Annotated in this window: 28 protein-coding genes and 1 tRNA gene; 12 read left to right on the top strand and 17 right to left on the bottom strand. The window is 66.0% G+C overall.

Annotated elements, in window-relative coordinates; translation table 11 throughout:
* Positions 1–8: 8 nt before the first annotated feature.
* Positions 9–548, bottom strand: a complete 540-nt coding sequence (locus ASE64_RS06295; protein ID WP_055777736.1) for a GNAT family N-acetyltransferase — start codon at positions 546–548, stop codon at positions 9–11.
* 119 nt (positions 549–667) lie between these two features.
* Between ASE64_RS06295 and ASE64_RS06300 the strand changes: the two genes are divergently transcribed.
* From ASE64_RS06300 to ASE64_RS06310, 3 genes are all read left to right on the top strand, one after another.
* The gene (locus ASE64_RS06300; RefSeq protein ID WP_055777739.1) at positions 668–1357 is read left to right on the top strand and encodes a response regulator transcription factor; all 690 of its coding nucleotides are present in this window, start codon (positions 668–670) and stop codon (positions 1355–1357) included.
* Between the two features lie 40 nt (positions 1358–1397).
* Positions 1398–3143, top strand: a complete 1746-nt coding sequence (locus ASE64_RS06305) for a sensor histidine kinase (protein WP_055777742.1) — start codon at positions 1398–1400, stop codon at positions 3141–3143.
* Positions 3144–3227: 84 nt separating this feature from the next.
* The gene (locus tag ASE64_RS06310) at positions 3228–3518 is read left to right on the top strand and encodes a WXG100 family type VII secretion target (RefSeq protein ID WP_055777745.1); all 291 of its coding nucleotides are present in this window, start codon (positions 3228–3230) and stop codon (positions 3516–3518) included.
* 129 nt (positions 3519–3647) lie between these two features.
* Here ASE64_RS06310 and groL read toward each other — a convergent pair whose 3' ends face one another.
* The 5 genes from groL to ASE64_RS06335 form a co-directional block, all read right to left on the bottom strand.
* On the bottom strand, positions 3648–5267 hold the full coding sequence (groL, locus tag ASE64_RS06315) for a chaperonin GroEL (protein WP_055777748.1): 1620 nt from the start codon (positions 5265–5267) through the stop codon (positions 3648–3650).
* Between the two features lie 185 nt (positions 5268–5452).
* Positions 5453–5656, bottom strand: coding sequence for a cold-shock protein (locus tag ASE64_RS06320; protein ID WP_044440195.1), 204 nt, complete (start codon positions 5654–5656; stop codon positions 5453–5455).
* A gap of 186 nt (positions 5657–5842) precedes the next feature.
* On the bottom strand, positions 5843–6478 hold the full coding sequence (locus ASE64_RS06325; protein ID WP_055777751.1) for a LytR C-terminal domain-containing protein: 636 nt from the start codon (positions 6476–6478) through the stop codon (positions 5843–5845).
* A gap of 16 nt (positions 6479–6494) precedes the next feature.
* Entirely contained in the window at positions 6495–6797 is a 303-nt protein-coding gene (locus tag ASE64_RS06330; RefSeq protein ID WP_055777754.1) for a DUF3263 domain-containing protein, read from the bottom strand.
* 101 nt (positions 6798–6898) lie between these two features.
* Positions 6899–7369, bottom strand: a complete 471-nt coding sequence (locus ASE64_RS06335; protein WP_235480524.1) for a GNAT family N-acetyltransferase — start codon at positions 7367–7369, stop codon at positions 6899–6901.
* Positions 7370–7452: 83 nt separating this feature from the next.
* Between ASE64_RS06335 and msrB the strand changes: the two genes are divergently transcribed.
* The 3 genes from msrB (at position 7453) to ASE64_RS06350 (ending at position 9762) form a co-directional block, all read left to right on the top strand.
* Positions 7453–7854: a peptide-methionine (R)-S-oxide reductase MsrB gene (msrB, locus tag ASE64_RS06340; RefSeq protein WP_055777757.1), complete on the top strand. Its 402-nt coding sequence runs from the start codon at positions 7453–7455 to the stop codon at positions 7852–7854.
* Positions 7855–7858: 4 nt separating this feature from the next.
* A complete protein-coding gene (locus tag ASE64_RS06345) occupies positions 7859–8407 on the top strand; it encodes a nitroreductase family protein (protein ID WP_055777760.1) in 549 nt (182 codons plus the stop codon).
* Between the two features lie 149 nt (positions 8408–8556).
* The gene (locus ASE64_RS06350) at positions 8557–9762 is read left to right on the top strand and encodes an MFS transporter (RefSeq protein WP_055779688.1); all 1206 of its coding nucleotides are present in this window, start codon (positions 8557–8559) and stop codon (positions 9760–9762) included.
* 297 nt (positions 9763–10059) lie between these two features.
* Here the strand turns inward: ASE64_RS06350 and ASE64_RS06355 are convergent.
* Positions 10060–10135, bottom strand: a tRNA-Thr gene (locus ASE64_RS06355).
* Positions 10136–10194: 59 nt separating this feature from the next.
* A complete protein-coding gene (locus ASE64_RS06360) occupies positions 10195–11112 on the bottom strand; it encodes a DsbA family protein (RefSeq protein WP_055777764.1) in 918 nt (305 codons plus the stop codon).
* A 233-nt stretch (positions 11113–11345) separates the two neighbouring features.
* Here ASE64_RS06360 and ASE64_RS06365 point away from each other — a divergent pair, with 233 nt between their 5' ends.
* Both ASE64_RS06365 and ASE64_RS06370 read left to right on the top strand, forming a co-directional pair.
* Positions 11346–12449 carry an ABC transporter ATP-binding protein gene (locus tag ASE64_RS06365; protein ID WP_055777767.1) on the top strand — a complete coding sequence of 368 codons (1104 nt, stop codon included), beginning with the start codon at positions 11346–11348 and terminating at the stop codon, positions 12447–12449.
* 164 nt (positions 12450–12613) lie between these two features.
* Positions 12614–13921 (top strand): DUF4032 domain-containing protein, encoded by a 1308-nt coding sequence (locus ASE64_RS06370; RefSeq protein ID WP_055777770.1) that lies wholly within the window; start codon positions 12614–12616, stop codon positions 13919–13921.
* 84 nt (positions 13922–14005) lie between these two features.
* Here ASE64_RS06370 and rlmB read toward each other — a convergent pair whose 3' ends face one another.
* Genes rlmB through ASE64_RS06390 form a run of 4 tightly spaced genes read right to left on the bottom strand, consistent with a single transcriptional unit; the run spans position 14006 to position 18194 of the window.
* The gene (gene rlmB / locus ASE64_RS06375; RefSeq protein WP_055777773.1) at positions 14006–15037 is read right to left on the bottom strand and encodes a 23S rRNA (guanosine(2251)-2'-O)-methyltransferase RlmB; all 1032 of its coding nucleotides are present in this window, start codon (positions 15035–15037) and stop codon (positions 14006–14008) included.
* The gene (gene cysS, locus ASE64_RS06380; RefSeq protein ID WP_055777776.1) at positions 15030–16448 is read right to left on the bottom strand and encodes a cysteine--tRNA ligase; all 1419 of its coding nucleotides are present in this window, start codon (positions 16446–16448) and stop codon (positions 15030–15032) included. The genes rlmB and cysS overlap by 8 nt, the downstream gene beginning before the upstream one ends.
* Positions 16449–16478: 30 nt before the next feature.
* Complete coding sequence (ispD, locus tag ASE64_RS06385) at positions 16479–17705, bottom strand: 2-C-methyl-D-erythritol 4-phosphate cytidylyltransferase (RefSeq protein ID WP_055779690.1); 1227 nt, start codon at positions 17703–17705, stop codon at positions 16479–16481.
* Between the two features lie 6 nt (positions 17706–17711).
* Positions 17712–18194, bottom strand: coding sequence for a CarD family transcriptional regulator (locus ASE64_RS06390; RefSeq protein WP_055777778.1), 483 nt, complete (start codon positions 18192–18194; stop codon positions 17712–17714).
* 185 nt (positions 18195–18379) lie between these two features.
* On the opposite strand from ASE64_RS06390, the gene ASE64_RS06395 reads away from it, so the two are divergent.
* Positions 18380–18946: a hypothetical protein gene (locus ASE64_RS06395; protein WP_156351681.1), complete on the top strand. Its 567-nt coding sequence runs from the start codon at positions 18380–18382 to the stop codon at positions 18944–18946.
* A 37-nt stretch (positions 18947–18983) separates the two neighbouring features.
* On the opposite strand, the gene ASE64_RS06400 is transcribed toward ASE64_RS06395, so the two are convergent.
* On the bottom strand, positions 18984–19664 hold the full coding sequence (locus ASE64_RS06400; protein ID WP_055777785.1) for a response regulator transcription factor: 681 nt from the start codon (positions 19662–19664) through the stop codon (positions 18984–18986).
* Positions 19661–20815: a sensor histidine kinase gene (locus ASE64_RS06405; RefSeq protein WP_055777788.1), complete on the bottom strand. Its 1155-nt coding sequence runs from the start codon at positions 20813–20815 to the stop codon at positions 19661–19663. Before ASE64_RS06405 ends, ASE64_RS06400 begins: the two co-directional genes overlap by 4 nt.
* A 208-nt stretch (positions 20816–21023) precedes the next feature.
* On the opposite strand from ASE64_RS06405, the gene phoU reads away from it, so the two are divergent.
* Together phoU and ASE64_RS06415 are read left to right on the top strand one after the other, a co-directional pair.
* Positions 21024–21677, top strand: coding sequence for a phosphate signaling complex protein PhoU (phoU, locus tag ASE64_RS06410; RefSeq protein WP_055777791.1), 654 nt, complete (start codon positions 21024–21026; stop codon positions 21675–21677).
* A gap of 122 nt (positions 21678–21799) precedes the next feature.
* A complete protein-coding gene (locus tag ASE64_RS06415) occupies positions 21800–22507 on the top strand; it encodes a hypothetical protein (RefSeq protein WP_055777794.1) in 708 nt (235 codons plus the stop codon).
* A 16-nt stretch (positions 22508–22523) separates the two neighbouring features.
* Here ASE64_RS06415 and ASE64_RS06420 read toward each other — a convergent pair whose 3' ends face one another.
* Positions 22524–23273 (bottom strand): phosphoglyceromutase, encoded by a 750-nt coding sequence (locus ASE64_RS06420; protein WP_055777798.1) that lies wholly within the window; start codon positions 23271–23273, stop codon positions 22524–22526.
* Between the two features lie 51 nt (positions 23274–23324).
* Here ASE64_RS06420 and ASE64_RS06425 point away from each other — a divergent pair, with 51 nt between their 5' ends.
* Positions 23325–24134: a class I SAM-dependent methyltransferase gene (locus tag ASE64_RS06425; protein ID WP_055777802.1), complete on the top strand. Its 810-nt coding sequence runs from the start codon at positions 23325–23327 to the stop codon at positions 24132–24134.
* A 9-nt stretch (positions 24135–24143) separates the two neighbouring features.
* On the opposite strand, the gene ASE64_RS06430 is transcribed toward ASE64_RS06425, so the two are convergent.
* Together ASE64_RS06430 and ygfZ are read right to left on the bottom strand one after the other, a co-directional pair.
* Entirely contained in the window at positions 24144–25286 is a 1143-nt protein-coding gene (locus tag ASE64_RS06430) for an FUSC family protein (RefSeq protein WP_235480525.1), read from the bottom strand.
* Positions 25287–25292: 6 nt separating this feature from the next.
* On the bottom strand, positions 25293–26447 hold the full coding sequence (gene ygfZ, locus ASE64_RS06435) for a CAF17-like 4Fe-4S cluster assembly/insertion protein YgfZ (protein WP_055777806.1): 1155 nt from the start codon (positions 26445–26447) through the stop codon (positions 25293–25295).
* Position 26448 lies beyond the last annotated feature (1 nt).

Genomic DNA, 26448 nt, shown 5'->3' on the forward strand with positions numbered 1-26448 from the left:
CGCGAGCCTCAGTACAGGATGCGCTGCGTGAGCAGGTGGTCCTGCCAGAGACCCGCGATGTTCAGATAGGCGGGGGCGACGCCGATGGGTTCGAACCCCGTTCGCTCGAGAACGCGCCGAGACGCGGCATTGTCGGGCAGAACACTGGCCTCGAGTCGGTGCAACCCGATCGCATCACGGCTGTGAGCGATGAGCGCCTCCAGCGCTGCCGTGGCCAGCCCGCGCCCTGTCTGCGAGGCATCGATCCAATAGCCCACGCTCGCGCTCTGAAACGGTCCTCGAACGATGTTCGAGAGGTTCAGCCGGCCGACGATACGATCCCCTGCGGCGAGAACGAGCGGCAACCCGGATCCGGCCTCGTACTGCGCGAGCTGTGCGGCCGCTGTGCCCGCCTGGTGCGCCGCCGTGAAGAACTCTTCCGTGCGCTTCGGCTCCCACCGCGCGAGATGCTGCCGATTACGGGAGTAGGCCTGCGCTATCTCGTCGGCATCCTCTTTGCGAAGGAGCCGGAGGACGATGTCGTCTGTCAGAGCCGCGGCGAAAGTCACCGGTCGATCGTAATGCTCTCTGCACGCTCGACGTGCGTTAGCACGGCTCCCAGGAAAGTTGACTTTTGTTCCCCAACTACTCCCAGACAACGCCCAGAATACCCGCAGATACTAATCTCATGACTGGACCCCGAATCCTTATCGTCGATGACGAACCCAACATCCGCGACCTGCTTACCACGAGCCTCCGTTTCGCAGGCTTCGCCGTGCGCGCTGTCTCCAATGGCGCGCAGACTATTTCCGCCGTTCTCGAGGAAGAACCCGACCTCATCATCCTCGATGTGATGCTGCCCGACATGAACGGTTTCGGCGTCACGAAGCGACTGCGGGCATCTGGTTATACCGCTCCCATCCTGTTCCTCACGGCGAAGGACGACACCGAAGACAAGATCACCGGCCTTACCGTCGGTGGCGACGACTACGTCACCAAGCCGTTCAGCCTCGACGAGATCGTCGCGCGGATCAAGGCGATCCTGCGTCGCACGATGCAGGCCGACGAAGACGCCATCATCCGCGCCGGCGAGCTGACCATGGACCAGGACACGCACGAGGTCTACGTCGGAGACGAGGCCATCGAGCTGAGCCCCACGGAGTTCAAGCTGCTGCGTTACCTGATGCTGAACCCCAACCGCGTGCTGTCGAAGGCACAGATCCTCGACCACGTCTGGGAGTACGACTTCAACGGCGACGCCGGCATCGTCGAGAGCTACATCTCGTACCTGAGGCGCAAGCTCGACGCTCATTCCGAGGAGTCACTCATCCAGACCAAGCGCGGTTTCGGATACATGCTGAAGGTCTCGAAGGCATAGGGCGGTTTACCCAGGCGCCTGGCGTAATCTGATCTGCGACATGCAGCACATAATCCTCAGGCGCTGGAACGCGATCTCCTTGCGCAACAAGATCACCGGCGTGACTGTGCTGATGCTTACCTTCGGCCTCGTCGTGTCGGGCATCGGCACCATGACAGTGCTGCGCACCTACCTGATGAATCAGGTAGATGTGCGTCTGCAGAATGCCTATGCGGAGCCCACGTCTGTTCTCGGTCCCGACGCCAACCAGCGCGGCTTCGACCTCGACGATGTGCTCTCGGCACCGAAGACGTACTTCGTCGCCCTCCTCGATGCCAACGGTCAGCCAATCGTCACCAACTGGAGCGGCACCGGACTCCCGGCGCCGATGGTCGCCGGCATCGGCATGTCTACGGCAACGACCTTGGCCGACGCGCGCTTCACGGTGCACAGCACCAAGGGATCAGCGGATTGGCTCGCCGTCGCAATGGTTCTGCCGGTCGACGACTACGGCACGAACAACACGCTCGTGATCGCCCAGTCGCTCGAAGACACCGAGAACACGACCACCACCTACCTGTCGATCTTCTTGGCCTTCGGTATCGGTGTGGTCGTGCTCGGTGCCATGCTCACCCGCTTGCTCGTGACCAGCACTTTCGCTCCCCTCAGGCAGGTCGAACGCACCGCGGCCGCCATCGCGGACGGCGGCGACTTCAGCCAGCGCATGGCTGTCGAGACGCCGAATACAGAGGTGGGTCGACTCAACAAGTCGCTCAACACCATGCTCAGCCGCATCGACAGGGCGTTCGACGACAGAGCCCGAACGATCGAGCAGATGCGCCGCTTCGTCGGCGACGCCAGCCACGAGTTGCGCACTCCCCTGGTCTCCGTGCGCGGTTATGCCGAGCTCTATCGCATGGGCGCTCTGCAGACCCCCGACGACGTGAGCCAGGCCATGGATCGCATCGAGAAGGAGGCGATCCGCATGGGGTCGCTCGTCGAGGACCTCCTCGAGCTCGCGCGACTCGACGAGACCAAGCCGCTGAAGCTCAGTCCGGTCAACCTCATCCCGATCGCCATGGATGCTGCCCTCGACGCGCGGGCCTCCAGCCCGGGCCGCGTCATCCGCGTCTCGACCTCGCGGCCGTCCGATCCCATCATCACGTTCAACCCGGCCCTGGCCGTGGCGCCCGAGAGAGCGCAGGATGCCGATGGCACGTCGTCGCAGCCCGACCAGTCCGCGACCGGCTCGATCCCGTTCTCGTCTGCGTTCGCCCGGCTTCGCCGTCGCAGCGGACGAACGGGTGCGACCGCGCCTGATTCATCGGACGATCTCGTCGTGCCCGCGACGGTGACACCCTCGTTCGAGCTCGAGCACGCCACAGATGAGAACGCGATTCAGCCCCTGGTGATGGCCGAAGAGAACAAGATCCGCCAGGTGCTCGCCAACCTCATCGGCAACGCCCTGCGCTTCACCTCCGACGACAGCCCGATCGAACTCGCCGTCAGCGTCGACGAGCGCAACCGGCTGGCCACGGTCGACGTCATCGACCATGGCGAGGGAATCCCTCCCCAGATCCGCGAGAAGATCTTCCAGCGCTTCTGGCGTGCCGACAGCTCCCGCACCCGGGAGACGGGCGGCAGCGGCCTCGGCCTCGCGATCGTGTCGTCGATCGTAGCCGCGCACGGTGGAACCGTGCGCGCTCTCGAGACAGACGGCGGAGGAGCGACCTTCCGGGTGTCGCTTCCTCTCCTCGTCGAGCAGGCCTCCGCCGAGTCATCCACAGAGGGCGCTCCGACCGTCTGACCCGGAGCCGCTCGCGTCTACCGTTGCAGCTGCCGATCGATTCATCGGCGTCAGTGCAACAGAGACGAGAGAGCAGGCACCATCATGAGCCAATACCAGGTCGACAGCGAGGCCGTCAGCGCGAGCGCCGCATCCATCCGCAATACGATCGAGCGCATTCAGGCCGACGTCACGGCCATGCACGGCCAGCTGACATCGCTCGAGGGCAGTTGGACAGGCCAGGCGGCTGTGGCGTTCCAGGCGGTCGTGCTCGACTGGCGTGGTACCCAGACCCGCGTCGAAGAGAGTCTCGCCTCGATCACCCAGGCGCTCTCGGCGGCGGCACAGACCTACGCCGACGTCGAGCTGCAGAACATGCGCATGTTCTCTGCGTAGCCGGCACCGGCCGCCTGCGGCGGCTTCGGCCTCGGCTCTGACGGGCGAAACGACGAAGCGGGCGGCTCCCGAAGGAGCCGCCCGCTTGTGTCTTGTCTACTCAGACCGGAGTCTGGTCGGACGTGGGACTTAGAAGTCCATGCCACCCGTGGGGTCGCCGGCCGGAGCCGCAACCTTCTCGGGCTTGTCTGCCACAACCACCGACGTGGTGAGGAACAGACCGGCGATCGACGCAGCGTTGACCAGCGCGGAGCGCGTGACCTTCACCGGGTCGTTGATGCCGGCGGCCAGCATGTCGACGTACTCACCGGTCGCGGCGTTGAGGCCGTGTCCGACGGGCAGGTTGCGAACCTTCTCGGCGACGACACCAGGCTCGAGGCCTGCGTTCTGAGCGATCTGCTTGAGCGGAGCATCGATGGCGACGCGAACGATGTTCGCTCCGGTCGCCTCGTCACCCGTGAGCTCGAGCTTCTCGAACGCGGTCTTGCCGGCCTGGATGAGGGCGACGCCACCACCGGCGACGATGCCCTCTTCGACGGCGGCCTTGGCGTTGCGCACGGCGTCTTCGATGCGGTGCTTGCGCTCCTTGAGCTCGACCTCGGTCGCGGCTCCGGCCTTGATGACGGCAACTCCACCGGCGAGCTTGGCGAGACGCTCCTGGAGCTTCTCACGGTCGTAGTCGCTGTCGGTGTTGTCGATCTCGTTGCGGATCTGCTGAACGCGTCCGGCGATGGCGTCGGCGTCGCCGGCTCCCTCGACGATCGTGGTCTCGTCTTTCGTGATGACGACCTTGCGAGCCTTACCCAGCAGGTCGAGGGTCACGTTCTCGAGCTTCAGGCCGACCTCTTCAGAGATGACCTGTCCGCCGGTGAGGATCGCGATGTCCTGCAGCTGAGCCTTGCGACGGTCGCCGAAGCCGGGAGCCTTGACGGCAACCGACTTGAAGATGCCACGGATCTTGTTGACCACGAGCGTGGCCAGAGCCTCGCCGTCGACGTCTTCGGCGATGATGAGAAGCTGCTTGCCGCTCTGGATGACCTTGTCGACGATCGGCAGCAGGTCCTTAATGTTCGAGACCTTGCTGTTGACGATCAGGATGTAGGGGTCTTCGAAGACGGCTTCCTGGCGGTCGGGGTCGGTGACGAAGTACTGCGACAGGTAGCCCTTGTCGAAGCGCATGCCCTCGGTGAGCTCGAGCTCGGTGCCGAACGTGTTCGACTCCTCGACCGTGACGACGCCCTCTTTGCCGACCTTGTCGATCGCCTCGGCGATCAACGCGCCGATCTCGGGGTCTCCGGCGGAGATCGATGCGGTGGCCGCGATCTCTTCCTTCGTCTCGATCTCTTTCGCGTTGGCGACGAGCTCGGCGGTCACAGCGGCGACGGCCTTCTCGATGCCGCGCTTCAGCGTGATGGGGTCGGCACCGGCCGCGACGTTGCGCAGGCCTTCGCGGACGAGCGCCTGGGCGAGCACGGTAGCCGTGGTCGTTCCGTCGCCAGCGACGTCATCGGTCTTCTTGGCGACCTCCTTGACGAGCTCTGCACCGATCTTCTCGTACGGGTCGTCGAGTTCGATCTCTTTCGCGATCGAAACACCGTCGTTCGTGATGGTGGGAGCGCCCCACTTCTTCTCGAGGACGACGTTGCGACCGCGCGGGCCGAGCGTGACCTTGACGGCGTCGGCCAGAATGTTCAGTCCACGCTCGAGGCCACGGCGGGCCTCTTCATCGAAAGCAATGATCTTTGCCATAAGTGTTTCTGTCCCTCCCGGAGACAATCAAAGAATTAGCACTCCATTGGAGAGAGTGCTAAGACAATATTGGCACTCAGGGCAGGTGAGTGCAAGCTGCGACGACGAACGCCGCCCGCTTTCGCGGACGGCGTTCAGAGTGTCGGGCGTCGCCGGTCGGCGACGCACTGTGCGGGCGAGGAGGGCTAGGCGAGCCTGACGGCTTCGGCCTGAGGTCCCTTCGCTCCGGTGCCTACTTCGAAGACAACCTGCTGGCCTTCTTCGAGCACCTTGTAACCGCCCATCTCGATCGCCGAGTAGTGCACGAAGACATCCTGTCCTCCCTCGTCGACGGTGATGAAACCGTAGCCCTTTTCAGCGTTGAACCATTTCACGGTTCCGTTCGCCATTGTTACTCCCCATTGCCGAATGTGTGTCGTCAGGACACCCGCTGGAACACGGGCGACCAAGGCCGATACTAATCAGCGAGATGCCCCGAATTCAGGCGTTGACATCGAAACGGAATATCCGTTTCCGCATCTCAACATGACGGAAACATCACCGAAATATGGGGTCGAGGCGGCAGGCTCCGATAACTACTGCACGGGCTCGTCTGTCGAGCCGTCGGCAGACGGCTCGATGAAGTCTGCGCCGAGAACCACGGTGAGCTGAGCGCCTTGGAACTGATCCGACTGCTCGACCCTGATCGCGGTGATCGACAACGTGACTCCGTTGGCCGCGGCATCGGCCGTCGCCTTGGTGAACAGTGAGTTCGCCAGCCCGAGAGCGGCCGCCTCCTGAGCGGGGTCGACGTAGTAGACCGTGGTCGTCTTGAAGTCGGTGGCACTCGCGTTGGCGGTCGAGCCGATGCCCGCCCATCCGGCCTCACGCATCGCGTCGCCGACGCTCGCGGCGAGCCCGACCGTCTCTGTGCCGTTGAGCACGGTGACCGTAGCCGCGGGGTCGACGACCGGTGTCACCTCGGGTGTGGGCGTCGGAGTCGGGGTCTGCGTGGCAGCGGTCGTGCCGCCGCCGAGCAGATCGTCGAATTTGATGCTGTCGTTGATGACGGCGAGAGTGATGACTCCACCGGCGACGATGACGCCGGTTGCGAGAGCGGCCCACGCGAACGCGATCCATCCTCGGCCCTTGCGCCGCGGCCCGCGGTGCGCTCCCGTGCGATGGAGATCTGCGGGGATGGTGTCGAAGCGATCTGTTGGAGGCTTGGCCATGGTGTGGTCTCGGGTCCTAGTCGTCGAGGGACGTGAGGCGCACGGATCGTGCCGCCGTCCTGGCATCCCGCACACGGTGCAGTCTCTTGATGAGCATCGGGTCGTGAGCGAGGGCGGAGGGCGAATCGATGAGAGCCCCCAGCAGTTGATAGTAGCGGGCCGCCGACAGCCCGAATTCGTCGCGGATGGCCTGTTCCTTGGCGCCCGCATGCTTCCACCATGTGCGCTCGAAGGCCAGGATCGCGATGTCGCGAGCGCTCAGGCGCAGCGTCGAGCCGTCGCCCTCATGCTGCTCATCGAGATTCTTCGCGACACCCACGCGGCCTCCACATCCTGCCGGGAACCGTCGGGCCCCGATCATGAACATCCTATGGTTCGCATCCTTTGCATCACCCGAATGGGCCGGGCATGCCGCGATACCTAGGTGCTGGCCCTGAACATCGTGCGATGCGGGATGCCGCCCTCGACGAATTCATCGCCCACCACGACGAAGCCGAACGCGGCGTAGAGGCTCTGGATGTAGCTCTGCGAGTGAAGCAGCATCGGCTCCGCCCCGAACAGCTCGACGACCCGGGCGAGGAGCAGCTGAGCGAGCCCGCGGCCCCGGTACGCGGCGCCGACGACCACGCGGCCAGGTAGCCGATGCGCGTCGCCGTACTCTGCTAGCTCGTCGCGGAGCACCCGGAGATAAGCGGCCACGTCCCCGTTCTCACCCGGGATCCACAGGTGGACGGTGCTCGCCTCCCTGTCGCGACGGTCGAGTTCGCTCTCGTCGACTCTCTGCTCGACGAAGAACACATCGGTGCGGAGCTTGATGATCTCGTACAGCTCGACCGTGGTCAGCTCGCTCCAGCTCTTCTGCACGATCGCGGGTACGGGTTCGAGGGGCATGGCAGAGAAGTTTACTGTGATGATGGAAGAGCCCTGACGATCGCGATGCCGTGATCAGACGGCGACACAGGAGGGTCTTTTCGATGGGTTACGACGTTCAGAAGAGCGATGAGGACTGGCGCGCGGAGCTGTCAGCCGATGAGTACGCCGTGCTGCGTCAGGCCGCGACGGAGCGTCCCTGGACGGGCGAGCTGCTCGACGAGGGCCGCGAGGGCACCTACCGGTGCAAGGCGTGCAGCGCAGAGCTCTTCCGCAGCACGACGAAGTTCGACTCACACTGCGGCTGGCCGAGCTTCTACGACCCGTCGACGACCGACGCCGTCGAGTTGATCACGGACTCCACGCTCGGAATGGTGCGCACCGAGGTGCGCTGCGCCGCGTGCGGCTCGCACCTGGGCCATGTCTTCGACGACGCACCGCAGACCCCCACGGGTGACCGCTACTGCATGAACTCGATCTCGCTCGAGTTCGATCCCGCCGAGTAACGGGGTGGCATCCGTCTTCGATGCCCTGCACGAGCGCCGCTCGAGTTCGAAGGTCTCAAACGAGGCGCCGAGTCACGACGAGATCCTCGAGCTGGTCGAAGCCGCCGGCCAGGTGGCCGACCACTCCGGCCTGACTCCGTGGCGGGTCATCGAGATCCGAGGAGAGTCCCGGCGGCTCGTCGGCGAGAGCCTCGCCGCGGCATCCGGCCTGCACGGGCACGACGCAGAGAAGAGCATCCGCAAGTCGTTCCGTGCACCGCTGCTGCTCGCGGTGGTCGTCTCGCCGCGGCCCAGTGTGAAGGTGCCCTACTGGGAACAGGAGGCCGTCGCATCCGGTGTCGCCCATGCTCTCACCCTGCTGCTGCACGAACGCGGCTACGGCGCGATGTGGCGCACGGGCATCCAGACGCGCAGCGAGGCCGTGCGCATCGCGCACCGTCTCGGACCCGACGAGCAGATGCTGGGTTGGATCTACACGGGTCGGCGGGTCGATCGCCCCCGGGAACGACGGCGCTCTCGAATCGACGTCGCCAGGCACGTCTCGACCCTCTGATCGAACCTGGGTCGAATCGATTCGAACCGCGGTCCTCCGAGGGATAGGATCGAGTTCTCGTGACTGAATCCGACGCACCCACCCAGACCATCCGATCGACGACCCCCTCGAACGACGGGGCCGCTGTCGATGCGCCGCGCGTCGGACACCTGCAGTACTCACCCCGGCGTCGGTGGTTCGCGCTGCTCGCACTCGCCCTGGGCGGTTTCGGCATCGGCGTCACCGAATTCGTGTCGATGGGATTGCTGCCGAACATCGCGCAGGATCTCCTCCCGACGCTGTACGCCTCGAATTCGGCGGATGCCAACGCGACGGCTGGACACCTGATATCGGCGTACGCGCTCGGAGTCGTCGTTGGAGCGCCGACCATCGCGGCCGCCGCGGCTCGATGGCCCCGCAAACGCCTGCTCACCGTGCTCGTGGCGTGCTTCGTGATCGGCAATCTCGCCACCGCGGTCCTTCCCTCGTTCGGCTGGGTTCTCGCTGCGCGCTTCGTCTCGGGGCTTCCCCACGGCGCGTACTTCGGCATCGCCTCGCTGGTCGCGGCCACCCTCATGGGCCCGGGCATGCGCGCACGCGGTGTGGCGTTCGTGCTCTCCGGCCTCACCATCGCGAACGTCATCGGCGTTCCGATCGGCACCTACCTGGGCCAGAACTTCGGCTGGCGAAGCGCGTTCTGGCTCGTGACGGTGATCTTCGCGGCGACGCTCGTGGCGATCCTCGCGACGGTGCCGTTCCAGGCGGGCAATCCCGAGAGCACGATCCGCAACGAGCTCAGGGCGTTCTCCCGTCCGCAGATCTGGCTGACGCTGGCCATGGCCTCGATCGGCTTCGGCGGAATGTTCGCGGTCTACAGCTACGTCGCCCCCGTGGTCACCGACGTCACCGGCCTCGGGGCGGGAGTCGTGCCGCTCGTTCTGGTGACTTTCGGCGTGGGCATGACCATCGGCAACTTCATCGGAGGCTGGGCCGCGGACAAGTCCGTGACCCGCTCTCTTCTCCTCTTCATGCCGGGCATCGGCCTCGCCTGCCTGGCCTTCGGGCTCACCGCGGCGAGCGTGCCCGGGCTGTTCATCTCGATCTTCTTCATCGGCGCGTTCGTCTCGGCCGCGTCGCCCACGATTCAGGCTCGACTCATGGATGTCGCCCACGACTCGCAGTCGATCGCCGCGGCCCTCAACCACTCGGCTCTCAACCTCGGCAACTCGATGGGCGCGTTCCTCGGCGGCATCGTGATCGCCGCCGGCTTCGGATACATCGCGCCCGCCTGGGTCGGCATCGGCCTCTCGATCGCCGGCGTGAGCATCCTTCTCGTCTCGCTGGGACTCGATCGTCGAGCTGCCCGCCGCAGCTGACCAGTCGCGATTGACCCGTCGCAGCTGACCCGTCGCGATTGACCTGTCGCATCGAGTGCGGCGCGAGATGTCGCAAATGGCGTGATCGGACCTCGGTCGTGCCGCCATGTGCGCCATCTCAGCGGCTGATTCTCCGCTGGCGCACCGCACGCGTCGACGACATCAAAATGCCCCCGCATGCCGAAGCATGCGGGGGCATTTCGAGGTCTGTGGGGCCGGCGGCGGGACTTGAACCCCACAACGCGCCAGCGTTGTGCGTCACTCACACCAACCATCTCGGTTGGTTAGGTCGGTCTATGGGGCCGGCGGCGGGACTTGAACCCGCAACCCCCGCTTTACAAGAGCGGTGCGCTACCAATTGCGCCACGCCGGCAGATGGAACACCTCATTCTAGCCATGACCTGCGGCCGAATGAGGCGCTCCGGTGACGCGCTACTGCGCGACGGTGGGCTCGGGCGTCGGTGCGGGCGTCGTCGTCGAGTACGCCTCGCTCGCGACCTGCAGCACGAACGCGGAGAACGCGTCGGCGTCGGTCAAGGAACCCGAGTACTGCTGTCCGTTGACGAGAACGGTGGGGGTGCCCTGCACCTTCTCGACCTCGGTGTTCGGCAGCGGGCCCTTGAGGGCGCGGGCCGTCGAGGCGCTCACCCAGTCTTTGAACTCGGTGTCGTCGATGCACTTCTCGATCTGCGAGACCTTCTCGGCCTTGGCATCGGTGACGTAGCCCTTGAGGGCGGCGTTGTCGAGACCCTCGGTATTCTCGGCGGGCTGGTTCTTGAAGAGCAGAGCGCTGAACGCGTAGAAGCTGTCGGGCGAGTAGTTGGCGACACACGCTGCGGCGTTGGCCGAGCGGGTCGAGTACTTCGTTCCGAGCGAGCCGCGATCGAGGATGGCGAGCGGGTGGGTGGTGAGCGTCGCCGCGCCGGAATCGAGCCACTGGCCGATCTGCTCGGAGTTGGTCGCCTCGAACTGGCCGCAGAACGGGCAGAGGTAGTCGACGTAGACCTGGATGTCGACGACTCCCTTGGAGTAGTCGGGCGTCGGTGCGACGGGTGCCGCGTCGGCCGGCTGCGACGGGCTCGTCGTCGCGACGAACCCCTTGCTGACGGTGACGCCGTCGCTGGCCATGTTCATCGGCCCCGGTCCGGCGGGCTTGATGGCGCTGACGATGATCAGCGTGACCGCGACGCCGATGGCGATCACGACGACTCCGAGGCCTCCGAAGAGGAAGATCCTGTTGCGGATGTCTTTCTTACGCTGCTGTTCGCGAAGCACCTTCGCCTTTTCGCGGGCGGCTTCGCGTCGTTCGTTCTTAGAGAGACGACCATCTCCGGCTGAGCCATAAGACATACGTGTAGAACTCCGGGTGAGAGAAGAGAAAAATCGATCGGGCCGAAAGCGGCCGGAACCCCCAGCGTAGAGGGCCTAACTGGGAAATATCCAAACAGCCCAGCAGGGGTGCCTCATTCGGGGGCCGCGAACCGTGACATAATGAGCGATGGACCGACGCTGTCGTCTGTCCAGTTCAATCCATCACAACGGATCGTCCGGCACGTACCTGCCGGTGAAGGAGATTAACACCCATGGCATCTGTCACTTTTGACAAAGCTACCCGCATCTACCCCGGTGCAACCCGCGCCTCGGTCGACAAGATCGACCTCGAGGTCGCTGACGGCGAGTTCCTCGTTCTCGTCGGCCCCTCCGGCTGCGGAAAGTCGACCACGCTGCGTATGCTCGCCGGCCTCGAAGAGGTCAACGAGGGACGCATCCTCATCGGTGACCGCGACGTCACCGACGTTCCCCCGAAAGACCGCGACATCGCCATGGTCTTCCAGAACTACGCCCTCTACCCCCACATGACCGTGGCCGAGAACATGGGCTTCGCGCTCAAGATCGCCGGCGTCGGCAAAGAAGACCGCGCAACCCGCGTCCTCGAAGCAGCCAAGCTCCTCGACCTCGAGCCGTACCTCAGCCGCAAGCCGAAGGCCCTCTCCGGTGGTCAGCGTCAGCGCGTCGCCATGGGCCGCGCCATCGTGCGCCAACCCCAGGTGTTCCTCATGGACGAGCCGCTGTCGAATCTCGACGCCAAGCTCCGCGTCCAGACCCGCACCCAGATCGCGTCGCTCCAGCGCCGACTCGGCGTCACCACCGTCTACGTCACCCACGACCAGACCGAGGCGCTCACCATGGGTGACCGCATCGCCGTTCTCAAAGACGGACTGCTGCAGCAGGTCGGCACCCCCCGCGACCTCTACGAGAAGCCGAACAACGTCTTCGTCGCCGGCTTCATCGGAAGCCCCGCGATGAACCTCTTCAACGCCGACGTCGTCGATGGCGGCATCGCGTTCGGATCCTCCGTCGTTCCCGTCGACCGCGAAACCCTGTCGCAGGCCACCGCCAAGAGCGTCACCGTCGGTGTGCGCCCCGAGGACATCATCGTCTCGACTACCCAGGGCCAGGGCCTCGCGGTCGAGGTCGACCTCGTCGAAGAACTCGGCGCCGACGGCTACCTCTACGGCCACTCCGAAATCGACGGCAAGCGCACCGACATCGTCACCCGCGTCGACGGCCGCTCACACCCCTCGCTCGGCGACACCGTGTACCTCACGGCCACGCCGAACCACGTGCACGTCTTCGACACGGAGTCGGGCGAGCGCCTCGGCAACAAGGCAGTCGTCTCGAGCTAGTCTCCGCAGACACCGTCTGACGAACATCACAGTCGAGCTCGTCGCTTGATGCACCAGCCCTGCGGCTCGGTGCACAGGCGGCGGGCTCGTCGTGTTTCTCCCCGCAGCATCCGCGTCGGTCCCCTCCGACAGCGTTCTATCTCGCACATCAGCAAGGAGCAGCTATGAGGGGTTCCCTCACCATCACCTCGGCCATCACCGACCCCGCCCTGCTCGACCTGCCGTGGGACGTCCCCCTCGGCGAATGGGATGACCAGTACATCGCAGCTCTGCCCAAGGGCCTCTCGCGGCACCTCGTTCGCTTCGCCCATCTCAGCGGCCACGTCATCGCGATCAAGGAGACCACCGACGACATGGCCGGAGGCGAGTACAAGATGCTCCGCCTGCTGCAGAGCCTCGAGATCCCGTGCGTCGATCCGCTCGCCGTGATCACCGACCGCACCAACGACGACGGCGAGCCGCTGCCGAGCGTTCTGGTCACCCGGCACCTCAAGTTCTCTCTTCCCTACCGCGCCCTGTTCTCGCAGCAGCTGCGACCCGACACCGCCACGCGGCTCGTCGACGCTCTCGCACTGCTGCTCGTGCGCCTGCACGTCATCGGATTCTTCTGGGGCGACGTCTCGCTTTCGAACACGCTCTTCCGCCGCGACGCCGGCGCCTTCGCCGCCTACCTGGTCGATGCCGAGACGGGCAAGCTCTTCTCGGGCGGGCTCTCGAACGGCCAGCGCGAGAACGACCTCGAGATCGCGCGCGTCAACATCGCGGGCGAGCTCATGGATCTCGAGGCCGGTGGGCGCGTCGATGACGAACTCGACCCGATCAAGGTGAGCAACGGCATCCTCGCCGCCTATCGCACGCTGTGGTCTGAGCTCACGGGCAAGGAGTCGTTCTCGTCGAGCGAGCGCTGGCGTATCAATCAGCGCGTCGACCGGCTCAACGAGCTCGGCTTCGACATCGAGGAGCTCGATATCAAGACCGACGACGAGGGCACGACGGTGCGCATCCAGCCGAAGGTCGTGGATGCGGGCCACCACCAGCGCAGGCTGCTGCGTCTCACCGGGGTCGACGCTCAGGAGAATCAGGCCCGTCGCCTGCTCAACGACCTCGACGACTTCAGCGCGCGGTACAGCAAAGACGACTACGACGAAGAGATGATGGCACACGACTGGGTGGCCAAAGTGTTCGAGCCCGTCGTGCGCAGTGTTCCGCGCGATCTCAAGCGCAAGCTCGAGCCCGCCGAGTTGTTCCACCAACTGCTCGAGCACCGCTGGTTCATGAGCGAGCAGCAGGGGCGCGACATCCCGCTGGCCGAGGCTCTCAACGCCTATATCAACGACGTGCTCCGCCACCGGCGCGACGAGGCCACGGTCATCGACCCGCCCACGGGAACGATCACCCTGCCCGTCGACGTGCAGACGGGTTCGGTGCCCGTCGAGGCAGAAGACGACGAGGACTGGCGCCTCAAGGTCTAGGGCGGTTCTGCGCTGATCGAGTAGCCGCTCCGACTTCGGAGCGGCCTACTCGACCGGCGCAGAGTGGTCGATCGGCGGAGGCCCCTACTTCTTGGCTGCGCGCAGACGGGAGATCTCGTAGAGCGTGACGCTCGCCGCGATTCCCGCGTTCAGCGACTCCGTGGCCGCGGTGATCGGAATCGACACGACGGCGTCGCAGGTCTCGGTGACGAGACGCGACAGGCCCTTGCCCTCGCTGCCGACGACGATGACGACCGGACCGTCGGCGAACGAGAGGCCGGGAAGCGACACGTCTCCCCCGCCGTCGAGGCCGATCACGAACACGCCCTTCTGCTTGAAGGCCTTGAGCGTGGCGGTGAGGTTCGAGGCCATCGCGACGGGAGTACGAGCGGCCGCTCCGGCCGACGTCTTCCATGCAGATGCCGTGACACCCACCGAGCGGCGCTGGGGAACAATGACGCCCTGGCCACCGAAGGCCGAGGTCGACCGGATGATGGCGCCGAGGTTGCGGGGATCGGTGATGCCGTCGAGCGCGACGAAGAGAGGGGTGTCGCCCCGCGAGATCACCTCGTCGAGCAGGTCGACCGGGTGAGCGTATTCATACGCCGGCACCTTGAGAGCGAGTCCCTGGTGCACGGAGTCGAAGCTCGTGAGCCGATCGAGCTCGGGGCGCATGACCTCGAGAATCGGGATGCCGCGGTTGGTTGCAAGAGCCAGCGCCTCTTTGACACGCTCGTCCATCTCGATACGGGTCGCGAGGTACAGCGCCGTCGCGGGGATCTTGGCACGGAGCGCCTCGACGACCGAGTTGCGGCCGGTCACGACCTCGAACTCCTCGTTCTTGGCGCTGCGACGCGGGGCCGGTTTGCGGTTCGGGTCTTGCGATGCGCCCCGGCTGCTGCCGCCCCGACCACCCTTGCCGCCGGCGGCGATGAAGCGCTCTTTGGCAGCCTTCGCCTTCCCGGCGGGGTGGTACGGGCGATCCTCTGCCTTCGGCGTGGGCTTCTTGCCCTCCAAGGCCTGCCGACCCTGGCCGCCCGATCCGACGGCCTTTCCACGACTCGCCTTGCGTACTGCGCCTGCCCTTGTGGGCTTGCTCGCTCCTGATTTAGCCATCGAGACTCCAATGCGATCCCGAAGGACCGTCTTCAATAGTGATGCCGGCTGCGTTCAGTTCATCACGAACTCGGTCGGCCGTGACGAAGTCGCGACCTTCCCGGGCAGCCTGGCGGTCTTCGAGCAGTCGTTCGACGAGCGCGGCGAGGGCGACATCGGTCGCTCCGCTCGAGCTCGTCGACCACTCGCTGGATAGGGGGTTGATGCCGAGCACGCTCGTCATCGCGATGACGGCGCCCAACGCGTGCGCAGCCTCGACCAGGTCTTCGTTGTCGAGGGCAGCATTGCCCGCACGAACGGTGTCGTGCACGACGCCGAGCGCCTGGGGAACGCCGAGGTCGTCATCCATGGCCGCGACGAACTCGTCGGGCATGACCTGCACGGCGTCGGAGGCGAAGCGGGTGTCCTCGAGTCGACGTTCCGCGCGCTCGAGGAATCCCTCGATGCGTCCGAGTGCCGCCTCCGCTTCGGCCAGAGCTCCATCGTGAAACTCGAGAGTCGAACGGTAGTGGGCCGCGCCGAGGTAGTACCGCAGCACGAGCGGGCGCGCCGAGGCGATGAGCTCCGCGGCGAAGATCGAGTTGCCGAGAGACTTCGACATCTTCTGCCCCGAGACCGAGACGAGTCCGTTGTGCAACCAGTAGTTCGCGAAGGGGTCACCGGCCGCCGTGGACTGCGCCAGTTCGTTCTCGTGATGGGGAAAGCGCAGATCGATGCCGCCGCCGTGGATGTCGAACTGGGCACCGAGGTACTTCGTCGACATCGCGGAGCACTCGATGTGCCAGCCGGGGCGTCCGGCACCCCAAGGGCTCTGCCACGACGCCGACTCCGGCTCTTCGGGCTTGCGTCCCTTCCAAAGCGCGAAGTCGCGCACGTCGCGCTTGCCCCGCGGGTCGGAGTCGGTGGAAGGAGCCATGTCGTCGAGGCTCTGGTGGGTGAGTTCGCCGTACTGGGGCCAGGCGCGCGCATCGAAGTACACGTCGCCCGACTCGTCGTCGGCCGGATAGGCGAAGCCCTTGTCGATGAGGCGGCCGATGATCGCGTGCATCTCGGGGATGCTCGCGGTGGCGCGAGGCTCATAGGTGGGCGGGAGCACGCCGATGGCGTTGTAGGCGGCCGTGAACTCGAGTTCGACGCGGTACGCCAGAGCCCACCACGGCTCATCGCTGCCGGCCGCGTTCACGAGCACCTTGTCGTCGATGTCGGTGACATTGCGCACGAAGGTGACGTGGTGTCCCGAGTGGGCCAGCCAGCGGCGCAGCTGGTCATAGACGAGAGCGCTGCGAAGGTGTCCGATGTGCGGCGATGACTGCACCGTGGGTCCGCAGACGTAGATTCCCACCTGGTCAGGAACGAGGGGAACGAAGTCGGACAGGGTCCGGCTTCTCGAGTCATACAGTCGAAGCGCCACCCAGTTAGTTTAGGCGGCGCGGAGCACGTGTTACGTGACCGCGCCCGCAGCGGGCTGGGTCGCCGACGCGATGAGGGCGGTCGCGATGGCGGCGACGCCCTCGCCCCTGCCCGTGAAGCCGAGAGAATCGGTCGTCGTCGCCGACACCGAGACGGGGCAGCCGACCAACGCCGAGAGGAACTCCTCCGCCTCTTTCTTGCGCGGCGCGAAACGGGGACGGTTGCCCACCAGCTGCACCGAGACGTTCGACGGCGCGAAGCCGGCGACAGCCAGCAGCCGTACGGTCTCGAGCACGAAGACGTCGGCGTGCGCTCCGTCGAGCCGTGGGTCGTCGACGCCGAAGATGCCGCCGATGTCTCCGAGACCCGCAGCAGAGAGCAGTGCGTCGCACAGAGCGTGCGCGACGGCGTCTCCGTCGCTGTGGCCCGCGAGCCCTGCCTCGCCGGGCCAGAAGAGACCGGCGAGCCAGAGAGGCTGGTCTGCATCGAGAGCGTGCGCGTCGACACCGACACCCGTTCGAACGGCCAATGCGGATGCCGATGGCCGGCTCGCCGACGACGTCTCGGCCAGCAACTGCTGGGCACGGCGCAGATCCCACGGCGTCGTGATCTTGAACGCGAGCGGATCTCCGGCGACGATGGCGACCGACCCGCCGGCGTGCTGGATCAGCGCCGCGTCGTCGGTGAATTCGCGGTCTGCGGCGGCGTAGGCCGCCACGAGTTCGGCGCGGGGAAAGGCCTGCGGGGTCTGCACGGCCGACAGCTGCGCGCGGTCGACGGTCTCGAGCACCGTCGCGGATGCGTCGACCCTCTTGATGGTGTCGCTGACGGCCAGGCCCGGGATCACACCGCGGCCCGCGGACTCGACCTCGGCGACCACCCTCTCGAAGAGGGAGCCGGGAGCGAGTGCACGTGCCGCATCGTGCACGAGCACGATCTCGATCGAGGGAAGGAGGGCGGCGAGGCCCGACGCCACCGACGACTGTCGGGAGTCGCCTCCGACGACGACGCCGCAGGCATCCGATGCCGCACCCGCACTCTGCCCGACGATGTCTCGAGCCTGCTGGAGATGGCTCGACGGAGCCACCACCACGACCTGCACGGGGTCGGCAAGACCGAAGATCGGATCGAGGGATCTCGACAGGATGCTGCGCCCCTCGAGGTCGACGAAGGCCTTCGGCACAGGCTCGCCGAGGCGCGTTCCGCTTCCAGCGGCCACGACGATGATCGCGACGCGAGGCGCCGTTGTAGGAGCGATCACGACCTAGGAGGCCAGAACCTCGTCGAGAACCAGGGATGCCTTCTCTTCGTCGGTCTTCTCGGCCAGCGCCAATTCGGAGATGAGGATCTGACGGGCCTTGGCGAGCATGCGCTTTTCTCCGGCAGAGAGGCCGCGGTCTTGGTCGCGGCGCCAGAGATCGCGCACGACCTCGCTGACCTTGATGACGTCACCCGAAGCCAGCTTCTCGAGGTTGGCCTTGTATCGGCGCGACCAGTTGGTGGGCTCTTCGGTGAACGGAGCCCGCAGCACGTCGAACACGCGGTCGACGCCCTCTCGACCGATGACGTCGCGCACGCCGACGAGCTCGACGTTCTCGGCGGGCACCTCGATGGTCAGATCGCCCTGGGCGACCCGGAGCTTGAGATAGGTCTTCTCTTCACCCTTGATGATGCGGGTCTTGACCTCGGAAATCGTAGCCGCACCGTGGTGGGGGTAGACGACTGTCTCGCCGACTTCGAAAATCATCGATGGAATCCCTTCAACGACCTCCAGGATACCACGACGCGTCTTTTCACCCCGGCCGCGAAGGGCGCTCGAGCCCCTTCCGTTCGCGCGCGACGACCGAATGCACGGCCCGCCATTCGGTAGGCTAGGGGAGTCCGCGTCCGGTCTCTTGAAGAGACCGCGCCGAACCACTTCTGGAGGAACTTGTGAGAGCACGACTCGGGGCCGCACTGGCCATGGCCGCCCTTCTCGGGCTCGGCACGGCCGGCTGCGCATTCATCACCCCGCAGGCGACCACAAAAATCGTCGAGGCGGCCAATGGCGTCAACGGAAAAGTAGGAACCGTCGACATCCGCAACGCGACGCTCATCAGCGATGATGGCGAGAACGCGAGCCTGCTCGTCACCTTCAGCAACAGCGCCCGAGAGAGCCGTGCCCTCACCCTTCAGTACGAGGCCGACGGTACGAAGTCGGAGATGACCATTCCGGTCGCCGGCAACGGCAACACGAGCTTCGGTGCAGACGCCGAATCGCAGGTCGTGCTGCGCGGTATCGATGCGAAGGCAGGCTCGCTCTTCCCGATCTACTTCCAGTACGGCGACGCCGAAGGCAAGCAGCTGCTGGTGCCCATCCTGACGACCGAGTTCGAGGAGTACACGGGCCTCGCCCCTACTCCTCTGCCCACCGTCACGCCGACGCCCGTTCCGTCGACGACACCGATGCCCGCCGACGGCGAAGCGACGCCCACGCCCGAGGCGACGCCCGCGCCGTAACGGCACCGTTCGACCTCAGGGCGGAGGCGCCCCTCGGTCACGCCTCGAAGCGGTAGCCGAGACCTCTCACGGTGACCAGCAGAGTGGGCTCCGACGGAACCTGCTCGATCTTCGAGCGGATGCGCTTGATGTGCACGTCGAGGGTCTTGGTGTCTCCGAAGTAGTCGGAACCCCAGACCCGGTCGATGAGCTGACCGCGCGTGAGCACGCGACCGGCGTTGCGCAGCAACAGCTCCAGGAGCTCGAACTCCTTGAGCGGCATCGCCGTGTCGACGCCGTTGACCCGCACGGTGTGCCGCTCGATGTCCATCTGCACGGGCCCGCTCTCGAGCACCGGCTCGGCGAGGTCGCTCGGCTCGGTCTGTCGGCGCATGATGGCCCGGATGCGTGCCAGCAGTTCGCGTGTCGAGTACGGCTTCGTCACGTAGTCGTCGGCGCCCAGCTCGAGCCCGACCACGATGTCGATCTCGGAGTCCTTGGCCGTGAGCATGATGATCGGCACCGAGCTGCGGGTGCGGATCTCCCGACACACCTCGGTACCCGGGATGCCGGGGATCATGAGATCGAGCAGCACGAGCTCGACGCCGCCGCGGTCGAACTCGGCGATCGCGGCCGGGCCGTCTGCCGCCACGGTCACCGTGTAGCCCTCGCGACGGAGAAGGTAGGCGAGGGGCTCGCTCAGGGCGTCTTCGTCTTCGACGAGAAGAATGTGGGTCATCGTGAATCTCCTTGTGGTGCAATGGCGACGGTTGACGCCTCGGGAAGCCGGATCGTGAAAGTAGAACCTCGGCCGAGCTGCGACCAGACCCTCACATCGCCGCCGTGGTTCTCGACCACGTGCTTGACGATACTGAGTCCGAGCCCGGTGCCCCCGGTGTTACGGGAGCGCGCCTGGTCGACGCGGAAGAAGCGCTCGAACACCCGGTCGAGATCTTCGCTGGCGATCCCGAGACCTTGATCGGTGACGGCGATCTCGACGACGCCGTCCTCGACCCGCACACCGATGCCGACGCGCGAGTTGTCGAGCGAGTACTGGATGGCGTTACCCACGAGGTTGTGCAGCGCCATGATCAGCAGCGCCTCGTCGCCGAACACGTGGACGTGTTTGGCGCCGCCCTTGACCAGGGTCGTTCCTCGAAGCTCGGCCTGCACGTGGTTCTGGTCGATGGCCGAGGCGATGAGATGGTCGACGTCGAGCAGCTCTGCCGAGAGCAGTGTATCTGCGGCTTGAAGTCGAGAGAGTTCGATGATCTCCTGGGTGATTCGCGTAAGCCTGGCCGCCTCGGTGTGCAGTCGCTTCGCGAACCGACGAACCTGCTCGGGGTCGTCGGCAGCGGGATCGAGCGCTTCGGAGAGCAGGGCGATGGCACCGATCGGGGTCTTGAGCTCGTGACTGATATTCGCGATGAAGTCGCGACGCACCTCGTCGAGGCGGAAGGTCTCGGAGTGGTCTTCGGCGAGAAGCAGGATGTACCTCGACCCCAGCCGCGCGACGCGCACGAGGAAGTGCATGCTCGCATCACCGAACGGTCCGCGGGCGAGTTGAACAGGCTGAACGATCGGTTCGCCGGTCGAACGCACGGTATTGACCAGGTCGATGAGCTCGGAGTGCACCAGCACCTGCTGCGAGACGAGTCCTGTCGCCAGAGCACCGGGCGATGCCTTGACGACGTTGTTCGACGGATCGAGAACGACGCCCGCAGACTCCAGTGCGTCGATGACCTGACTGACGCCGTCCGGCACGGCCGGATTGACGACGTCGACGGCCGAGTTTCCCCGTCGTTCAGCTACGTGGAAGAGCGCCATGAATCCGCCCCCAACGACCAGGCCGAATGCCACGGAAAGCAGCACCAGCCAGCCTGAATCCATAGTCCCCACACTAACGACTCGGCTCATGGGACAATTCACGAGGGAAGATGATCGGGGGCCATTTTCCCGATTGTTCAGGTCTTCGGCACCATCCGTTAACCTGTTCTCGCCAGAATGATCCGGGCGTCAGTCGACGCCTCTCCCCTCGACGCTGCACAAAACTCGCTCAGATCGAGTGTCGAGACGAATCCGTGAAAGGACCTTACGCATGCGCGAAGTATTCCAACAGGAGCTGCGGGAGGTACAGGACCGCCTGGTCGAGATCTCGTCTCTCGTCACCGTGGCGATCACCAACGCCACGACCGCGTTCAATGAGTCGAATGTCTCGCTCGCCGAGTCCGTGATCGCCGAAGACCACAAGATCGACGCACTGGCGGTGAGCCTCGACGAGCTCGCGATCAACATCCTCGCCCTTCAGCAGCCGGTCGCCCGCGACCTGCGCATCGTCGTGAGCGCGCTGCGCATCTCTGCATCGCTCGAGCGCATGGGCGACCTCGCCGAGCACATCGCCCAGCTGGCTCGCTACCGCTACCCCGACAAGGTCGTGAAGAAGAGCCTGCGTGGAACCTTCACCGAGATGGGCCGCCTCGACGTGGCAATGGCCAAGAACCTTACGGTTCTGCTCACCAACGAAGACCTCGCGCTCGTCGAGGTCATCCGCGAAGACGACGACTCGCTCGACGAGCTGCACGTGAGCGTCTTCGACGCTGTGCTCGGAGAGACGTGGAAGGGCGGAGCGGTCGACACCGTCGACGTGACGCTCGCCAGCCGATACCACGAGCGCTTCGGCGACCACGCGGTCGCCATCGCCAAGAAGGTGCAGTACCTCGCGACCGGCGACTGGGCCGGAGCAGCCGAGTAGCACGACGACCGAGTTCTGAAGAGACCGACCGCCTCCTGGCGGCCGGTCTTTTCTTTGCCCCGCACAGGTCGTCAGAGAACGGAAGCTTGCCTCTGAGAAGCACGCTCCCCCATGCTGGGCGTATGAGCTATGCCCCGCGTCCCCAGACATCCCCGCCGTCGCAGACGCTCGCGACCCGGTGGCTTCTCGCACTCGTCACGGTCTCGCTCGGCGGCTACCTCGTCGTGCAGAGCCTCAGCGGGCAGTTCATCCAGCTCTTCCTCAACACGCGGTTAGACGCGTCGGTCGGGGCCCTGCTTGTTCTGCAGCTGCTCTTCGCCGTCGCGGTGACGGTGCTCGGTTTCTTCTTCGCTCCGGCGACGGTGGCGCGGCGGTCTATCGCCGCTGGAATCGCCGTCGCCGCCGTGCTGCTCGTCGCCCTCTTTCAGGCGGTTCGCCTGACGGCCCGCCTCGGCAGGGGCGGTTTCCTCCTCAGCTTCACCGTCGCCGACGTCTTCGTGATGATGACTCTCGGCTTGGGGCTGGCCTGGCTCATCGTGCGTTCACGCCCCGGGCTGTCGCTCGTCTCTCTCGCGCTCGTCGTCGTCTTGTCGCTCGCGCACTGGGGGCTCCTCATGGGCGGAATCGAGTCGGCCACGACGCAGATCATGATGCTCATTCTGAGTGCCGTCGTCGTAGCAGCGATCGGCTGGGGCGGGGTGCTCGCATCACGGATGTCAGGCCGCGGTGCTGCTCCGTCCCTGTACTCCGCCGCGGCGCAACCGCCTCACCAGCAGCCGCCCCACACACAGCAGAATGACCGGCCCGCAGAGCGCGGACCGGTCATCTGACCATCTCGAAAAGAGGTTACTTCTTGCCCTGGTTGGCGACAGCCGCAGCACCCGCCGCAGCCGCCTCGGGGTCGAGGTAGGCCGCGGGCTCGATCGGAACGAAGTTCTCGTCGAGCTTGTAGACCAGCGGAATGCCGGTAGGAACGTTCAGCTCGGCGATGTCGTCGTCTGAGATGCCGTCGAGGTGCTTGATGAGGGCGCGCAGAGAGTTGCCGTGCGCCGTGACCAGCACGACCTTGCCGGCCACGAGGTCTTGCGTGATGTCGGAGTGCCAGTAGGGCAGCATGCGGTCGATCACGTCTTTGAGGCACTCCGTGCGGGGCACCTCACCGTCGATGTTCGCGTAACGGGGGTCGCCCACCTGCGAGTACTCGGCGTCGTCGTCGATGGGGGGCGGCGGCACGTCGAACGAACGACGCCAGGTCTGGAACTTCTCGGGGCCGTACTCCTCGAGGGTCTGCGCCTTGTCCTTGCCCTGCAGAGCACCGTAGTGGCGCTCGTTGAGGCGCCAGCTGCGCTTGACGTCGATCCACTGCCGGTCGGCCTCGGCGAGCGCCAGGTTGGCGGTCTCGATGGCACGCGACAGCACCGACGTGTACAGGATGTCGGGCAGAACGCCCGACGACGCGAGCAGCTCGCCGGCGCGCTTCGCTTCGGCGATTCCCTGCTCGCTGAGGTGCACATCGACCCAGCCCGTGAACAGGTTCTTCTGGTTCCAGTCGCTGTTGCCGTGGCGCAGCAATATCAAGGTATAAGGCGTAGACATGCTCACAAGTCTAGGGGCGGCGGCCTCTCGCTTTCGTGGTGAACTTGATGCATGCCGATCGGTGAAATCACTCGGGGGACGACGAACACGAATCGTCTTCGCCGGGTCGACCGTTTCATCAGCACGGTGCCCGCGCTGCGACTCTCTGCCGACCCGCTCGTCGTCGATCTGGGATACGGGGCCAGTGGCGTGACCGCTTTCGAGCTGCAGCAGAGGCTCGCGCGGTTCCGCTCCGACGTCGAGGTCGTCGGATTCGAGATCTCGCCCGACAGGGTGCGCACCGCCACCGAGCAGCTCGAGGCTGTGCGTGCCGGCTCCACCTCGTTCGCTCCCGACGCTCGTGTCTCGTTCGCCCTCGGGGGTTTCGAGACCCCGCTCCCCCACGGCCGACGAGCCGCCGTCATCCGTGCCTTCAACGTGCTGCGCCAGTACGACGAATCAGAGGTCGCCGACGCCTGGACCCGCATGGTCGCGAGGCTGCAGCCCGGCGGCGTGCTCGTCGAGGGAACCTGCAACGAGATCGGGCGGGTTGCGAGTTGGGTGTCCGTCACGTCTGCTGGGCCACAGACCTTCACGATCTCCCTGAGGCTGTCTGAGATCGAGAAACCGTCGATCGTCGCCGAGCGACTACCGAAGGCCCTCATCCATCACAACGTGCCCGGTCAGCCGATCCATGCGCTGCTCAGCGATCTCGACAGGGCGTGGCAGCACAACGCCGGCGTCGGCGTGTATGGCGCGACCCAGAGGTGGCTCGCCTCGGTCGAGGCGCTGGATGCCGGCGGCTGGTCGATCCTCGGCGCCCGCTCGCGTAGACGGCTCGGCGAATTGACCGTTCCGTGGGCGCAGGTCGCACCCGTCTGAGAAAGGCTGTCAGCTCGACATGTCGGGCATGGCCGCCCGCGCCTCGTCGACGGTGAGCCCCGAGGCCATCAGCAGGTCCATCACGAGTGGTCTCATGGCGAACACGACCGACGTCTCGGCGAGGGGCTGCCCAGGAAGAAGTTGTGCGGGGTGCAGCCTGACCGCGATGAGGATGAGGTTCTGCCGGACCAACGGCACGAGCTCGGGTTCGGTGAGGCTCTGCGACAGCAGGTTGACGCTGCTCACCACGCCTGACAGGATCTCGGCGATCTCGGGCCGGGGCCGCCCGTCTCGGTCGAGCACCGAGAGCCGCCGGGTGACCACGCGCAGGTTGCGCATGGCGAGATCCATGTTCTGCTGCATCACGTGCTGTCGTTGCAGCTCGGCGAGGTGTCTGCGAAGGAAAGGCGAGATGCGCGCGACGGCCACAGCCGAGTCGAGCGAGGCACGCCAGGAGTCGACGAGGGGCTGCGTTCGTCGGGCCTGCTCGAGCACCCGGTCGGTCTCGGTCTCGCTGCCGACGCGCAGCACGGCCACCAACGACGCGACGACGTCGGTGAAGGCAGAGAGAAAACGTCTCGCATCGCGAAGGGCGCCGCGTCGCGGATCGCGGGGGATCAGCGCGGTGCACAGAAGCGCGATCGTTCCGCCGATCACGCCGTCGATCGTGCGTGTGAACGGCCCGCCGGCCTGCACCGGGAGAACGGCGACGAGCACCGACTGCACGCCGGCCACGATCGCGAACGATGCGGCGGGTGACAAGAGCCGCGCGATGGTGAGCGTCACGCCGAGGGCGAGAGCGAGCTGCCACACCCCCTGACCGAAACCGAGAACGATCGCCTCGCTCAGCGCGATACCCAGCGTCACGCCCAACGCCGTCTCGACCACGCGGAGCGGACGGGCATCCCGCATGAAGCCGAGGCTCGAGATGGTGACCGTCACCGCGGTGACGGGCGCCGGATGCCCCAGCAGATAGCGGGAGATCGAGAACGAGATGACGACCGCGATGACGATCTGCACGATCGCGGGGATGCTTGTCGTGAGCCTGTCGATCGACGCTCCGGGCGCGTAGACGGTTCCGGGCAGGCCGGTCGACGCGACGGCTCGCCGCAGACTGCGTACTGCCGCGCCCGGCCTCACTCGTCTCGGCACGGCGCGTTAGCGCCGCATCACGCCGAGTCGAGGCATGCGCCTGATGCGACCGACGACACTTCCAGCCTCGGGCGGCACGATGACCTCCTGGCCCGCTGCGACGACGATGCCGTCACTCAGAACACCGAGGTCTGGATCGACCGGCGTCGAGCGCCGCACCACGGCGAGCGCGATAGGCCCGAGCTCGTAGTGGATCGCGCTCGACGTGATCTGACCGACCACGTCGGGGTCGTGGTCGCGGTCATCGTTCTGAACCGGAAGGACCACGTCGTCGCCGGGCTTCGGAAGGACGTTGTCAGTTCCATCGAGATGCAGGAAGACCAGGCGGCGCGGCGGGTGGCCGAGGTTGTGCACCTTCGCCACCGTCTCTTGACCCCGGTAGCACCCCTTGGAGAGATGCACGGCGGACCGCATCCAGTCGAGTTCGTGCGGGATCGTCTTCTCGTCGCCCTCCGTGGCGCGACGCGGCCGCCACGCGACGATACGCAGGGCCTCGGCGGCCAGAACGCCCGCTGCGGAGATCTCGCCGGCGCGGACACGCTCGGCAAGGGCCCCCAGGTCATCGCGGCTGACGAGCGTCTCGCGCCACAGCCACTCGGCCCCCGGGTGATCGGCGACCTGAGCGTACTGGTGCCCACCCGCCGACACCGCGGACCAGGGGTCGTGCCAGATCAGCGCGACGCCGTTGGGCGACGCAGCCGCCGCATCCAGGATCTCGTTGGAGACGCCGATCGAGCCGACGGTCGCGAACTCCTCGGTTCGGTCGGCGATGACGACGCGCAGCGTGAAGCGCATCTTGAGCAGCCAGGCGAGCAGGGCCGGCAGTTCATCGGAGTCGACGAGCAGCCAGGCCGTCTCGCCGTCGTCGACGACCCGCATGTCGAATTCGACACGGCCGGAGACTCCGAGCAGCAGGGACTCCGCCGACTCCCCCGGCGCCAGGCCGGTGAGGCTCTGGCTCGTGAGCGAGTTGAGCCAGGAGAGCCGATCGGCGCCGCTGACGGAGATGACGCCGCGGTGCGAGAGGTCGACGACCGCCCCCGCCAGCAGCGCACGCTGCTCGGCGACGGGATTGCCGTAGTGAGCGGGCACGCCCTGGTCGGCCGCCGCCGAATCGACTGCTCCGGGGAGGGCGAGGAACGGGGAGCCTGCGGAGGTCATC

It is taken from the genome of Agreia sp. Leaf210 (assembly GCF_001421485.1).
GTDB lineage: Bacteria > Actinomycetota > Actinomycetes > Actinomycetales > Microbacteriaceae > Agreia.

Excerpts from the sequence above, each read along its gene's own strand:
- ASE64_RS06300 (WP_055777739.1), top strand. The coding sequence starts at position 668 with ATGACTGGACCCCGAATCCTTATCGTCGATGACGAACCCAACATCCGC.
- ASE64_RS06305 (WP_055777742.1), top strand. The coding sequence starts at position 1,398 with ATGCAGCACATAATCCTCAGGCGCTGGAACGCGATCTCCTTGCGCAAC.
- ASE64_RS06310 (WP_055777745.1), top strand. The coding sequence starts at position 3,228 with ATGAGCCAATACCAGGTCGACAGCGAGGCCGTCAGCGCGAGCGCCGCA.
- groL (WP_055777748.1), bottom strand. The coding sequence starts at position 5,267 with ATGGCAAAGATCATTGCTTTCGATGAAGAGGCCCGCCGTGGCCTCGAG.
- ASE64_RS06320 (WP_044440195.1), bottom strand. The coding sequence starts at position 5,656 with ATGGCGAACGGAACCGTGAAATGGTTCAACGCTGAAAAGGGCTACGGT.
- ASE64_RS06325 (WP_055777751.1), bottom strand. The coding sequence starts at position 6,478 with ATGGCCAAGCCTCCAACAGATCGCTTCGACACCATCCCCGCAGATCTC.
- ASE64_RS06335 (WP_235480524.1), bottom strand. The coding sequence starts at position 7,369 with ATGCCCCTCGAACCCGTACCCGCGATCGTGCAGAAGAGCTGGAGCGAG.
- msrB (WP_055777757.1), top strand. The coding sequence starts at position 7,453 with ATGGGTTACGACGTTCAGAAGAGCGATGAGGACTGGCGCGCGGAGCTG.
- ASE64_RS06360 (WP_055777764.1), bottom strand. The coding sequence starts at position 11,112 with ATGTCTTATGGCTCAGCCGGAGATGGTCGTCTCTCTAAGAACGAACGA.
- ASE64_RS06365 (WP_055777767.1), top strand. The coding sequence starts at position 11,346 with ATGGCATCTGTCACTTTTGACAAAGCTACCCGCATCTACCCCGGTGCA.
- ASE64_RS06370 (WP_055777770.1), top strand. The coding sequence starts at position 12,614 with ATGAGGGGTTCCCTCACCATCACCTCGGCCATCACCGACCCCGCCCTG.
- rlmB (WP_055777773.1), bottom strand. The coding sequence starts at position 15,037 with ATGGCTAAATCAGGAGCGAGCAAGCCCACAAGGGCAGGCGCAGTACGC.
- ASE64_RS06390 (WP_055777778.1), bottom strand. The coding sequence starts at position 18,194 with ATGATTTTCGAAGTCGGCGAGACAGTCGTCTACCCCCACCACGGTGCG.
- ASE64_RS06400 (WP_055777785.1), bottom strand. The coding sequence starts at position 19,664 with ATGACCCACATTCTTCTCGTCGAAGACGAAGACGCCCTGAGCGAGCCC.
- ASE64_RS06405 (WP_055777788.1), bottom strand. The coding sequence starts at position 20,815 with ATGGATTCAGGCTGGCTGGTGCTGCTTTCCGTGGCATTCGGCCTGGTC.
- phoU (WP_055777791.1), top strand. The coding sequence starts at position 21,024 with ATGCGCGAAGTATTCCAACAGGAGCTGCGGGAGGTACAGGACCGCCTG.
- ASE64_RS06415 (WP_055777794.1), top strand. The coding sequence starts at position 21,800 with ATGAGCTATGCCCCGCGTCCCCAGACATCCCCGCCGTCGCAGACGCTC.
- ASE64_RS06420 (WP_055777798.1), bottom strand. The coding sequence starts at position 23,273 with ATGTCTACGCCTTATACCTTGATATTGCTGCGCCACGGCAACAGCGAC.
- ASE64_RS06425 (WP_055777802.1), top strand. The coding sequence starts at position 23,325 with ATGCCGATCGGTGAAATCACTCGGGGGACGACGAACACGAATCGTCTT.
- ygfZ (WP_055777806.1), bottom strand. The coding sequence starts at position 26,447 with ATGACCTCCGCAGGCTCCCCGTTCCTCGCCCTCCCCGGAGCAGTCGAT.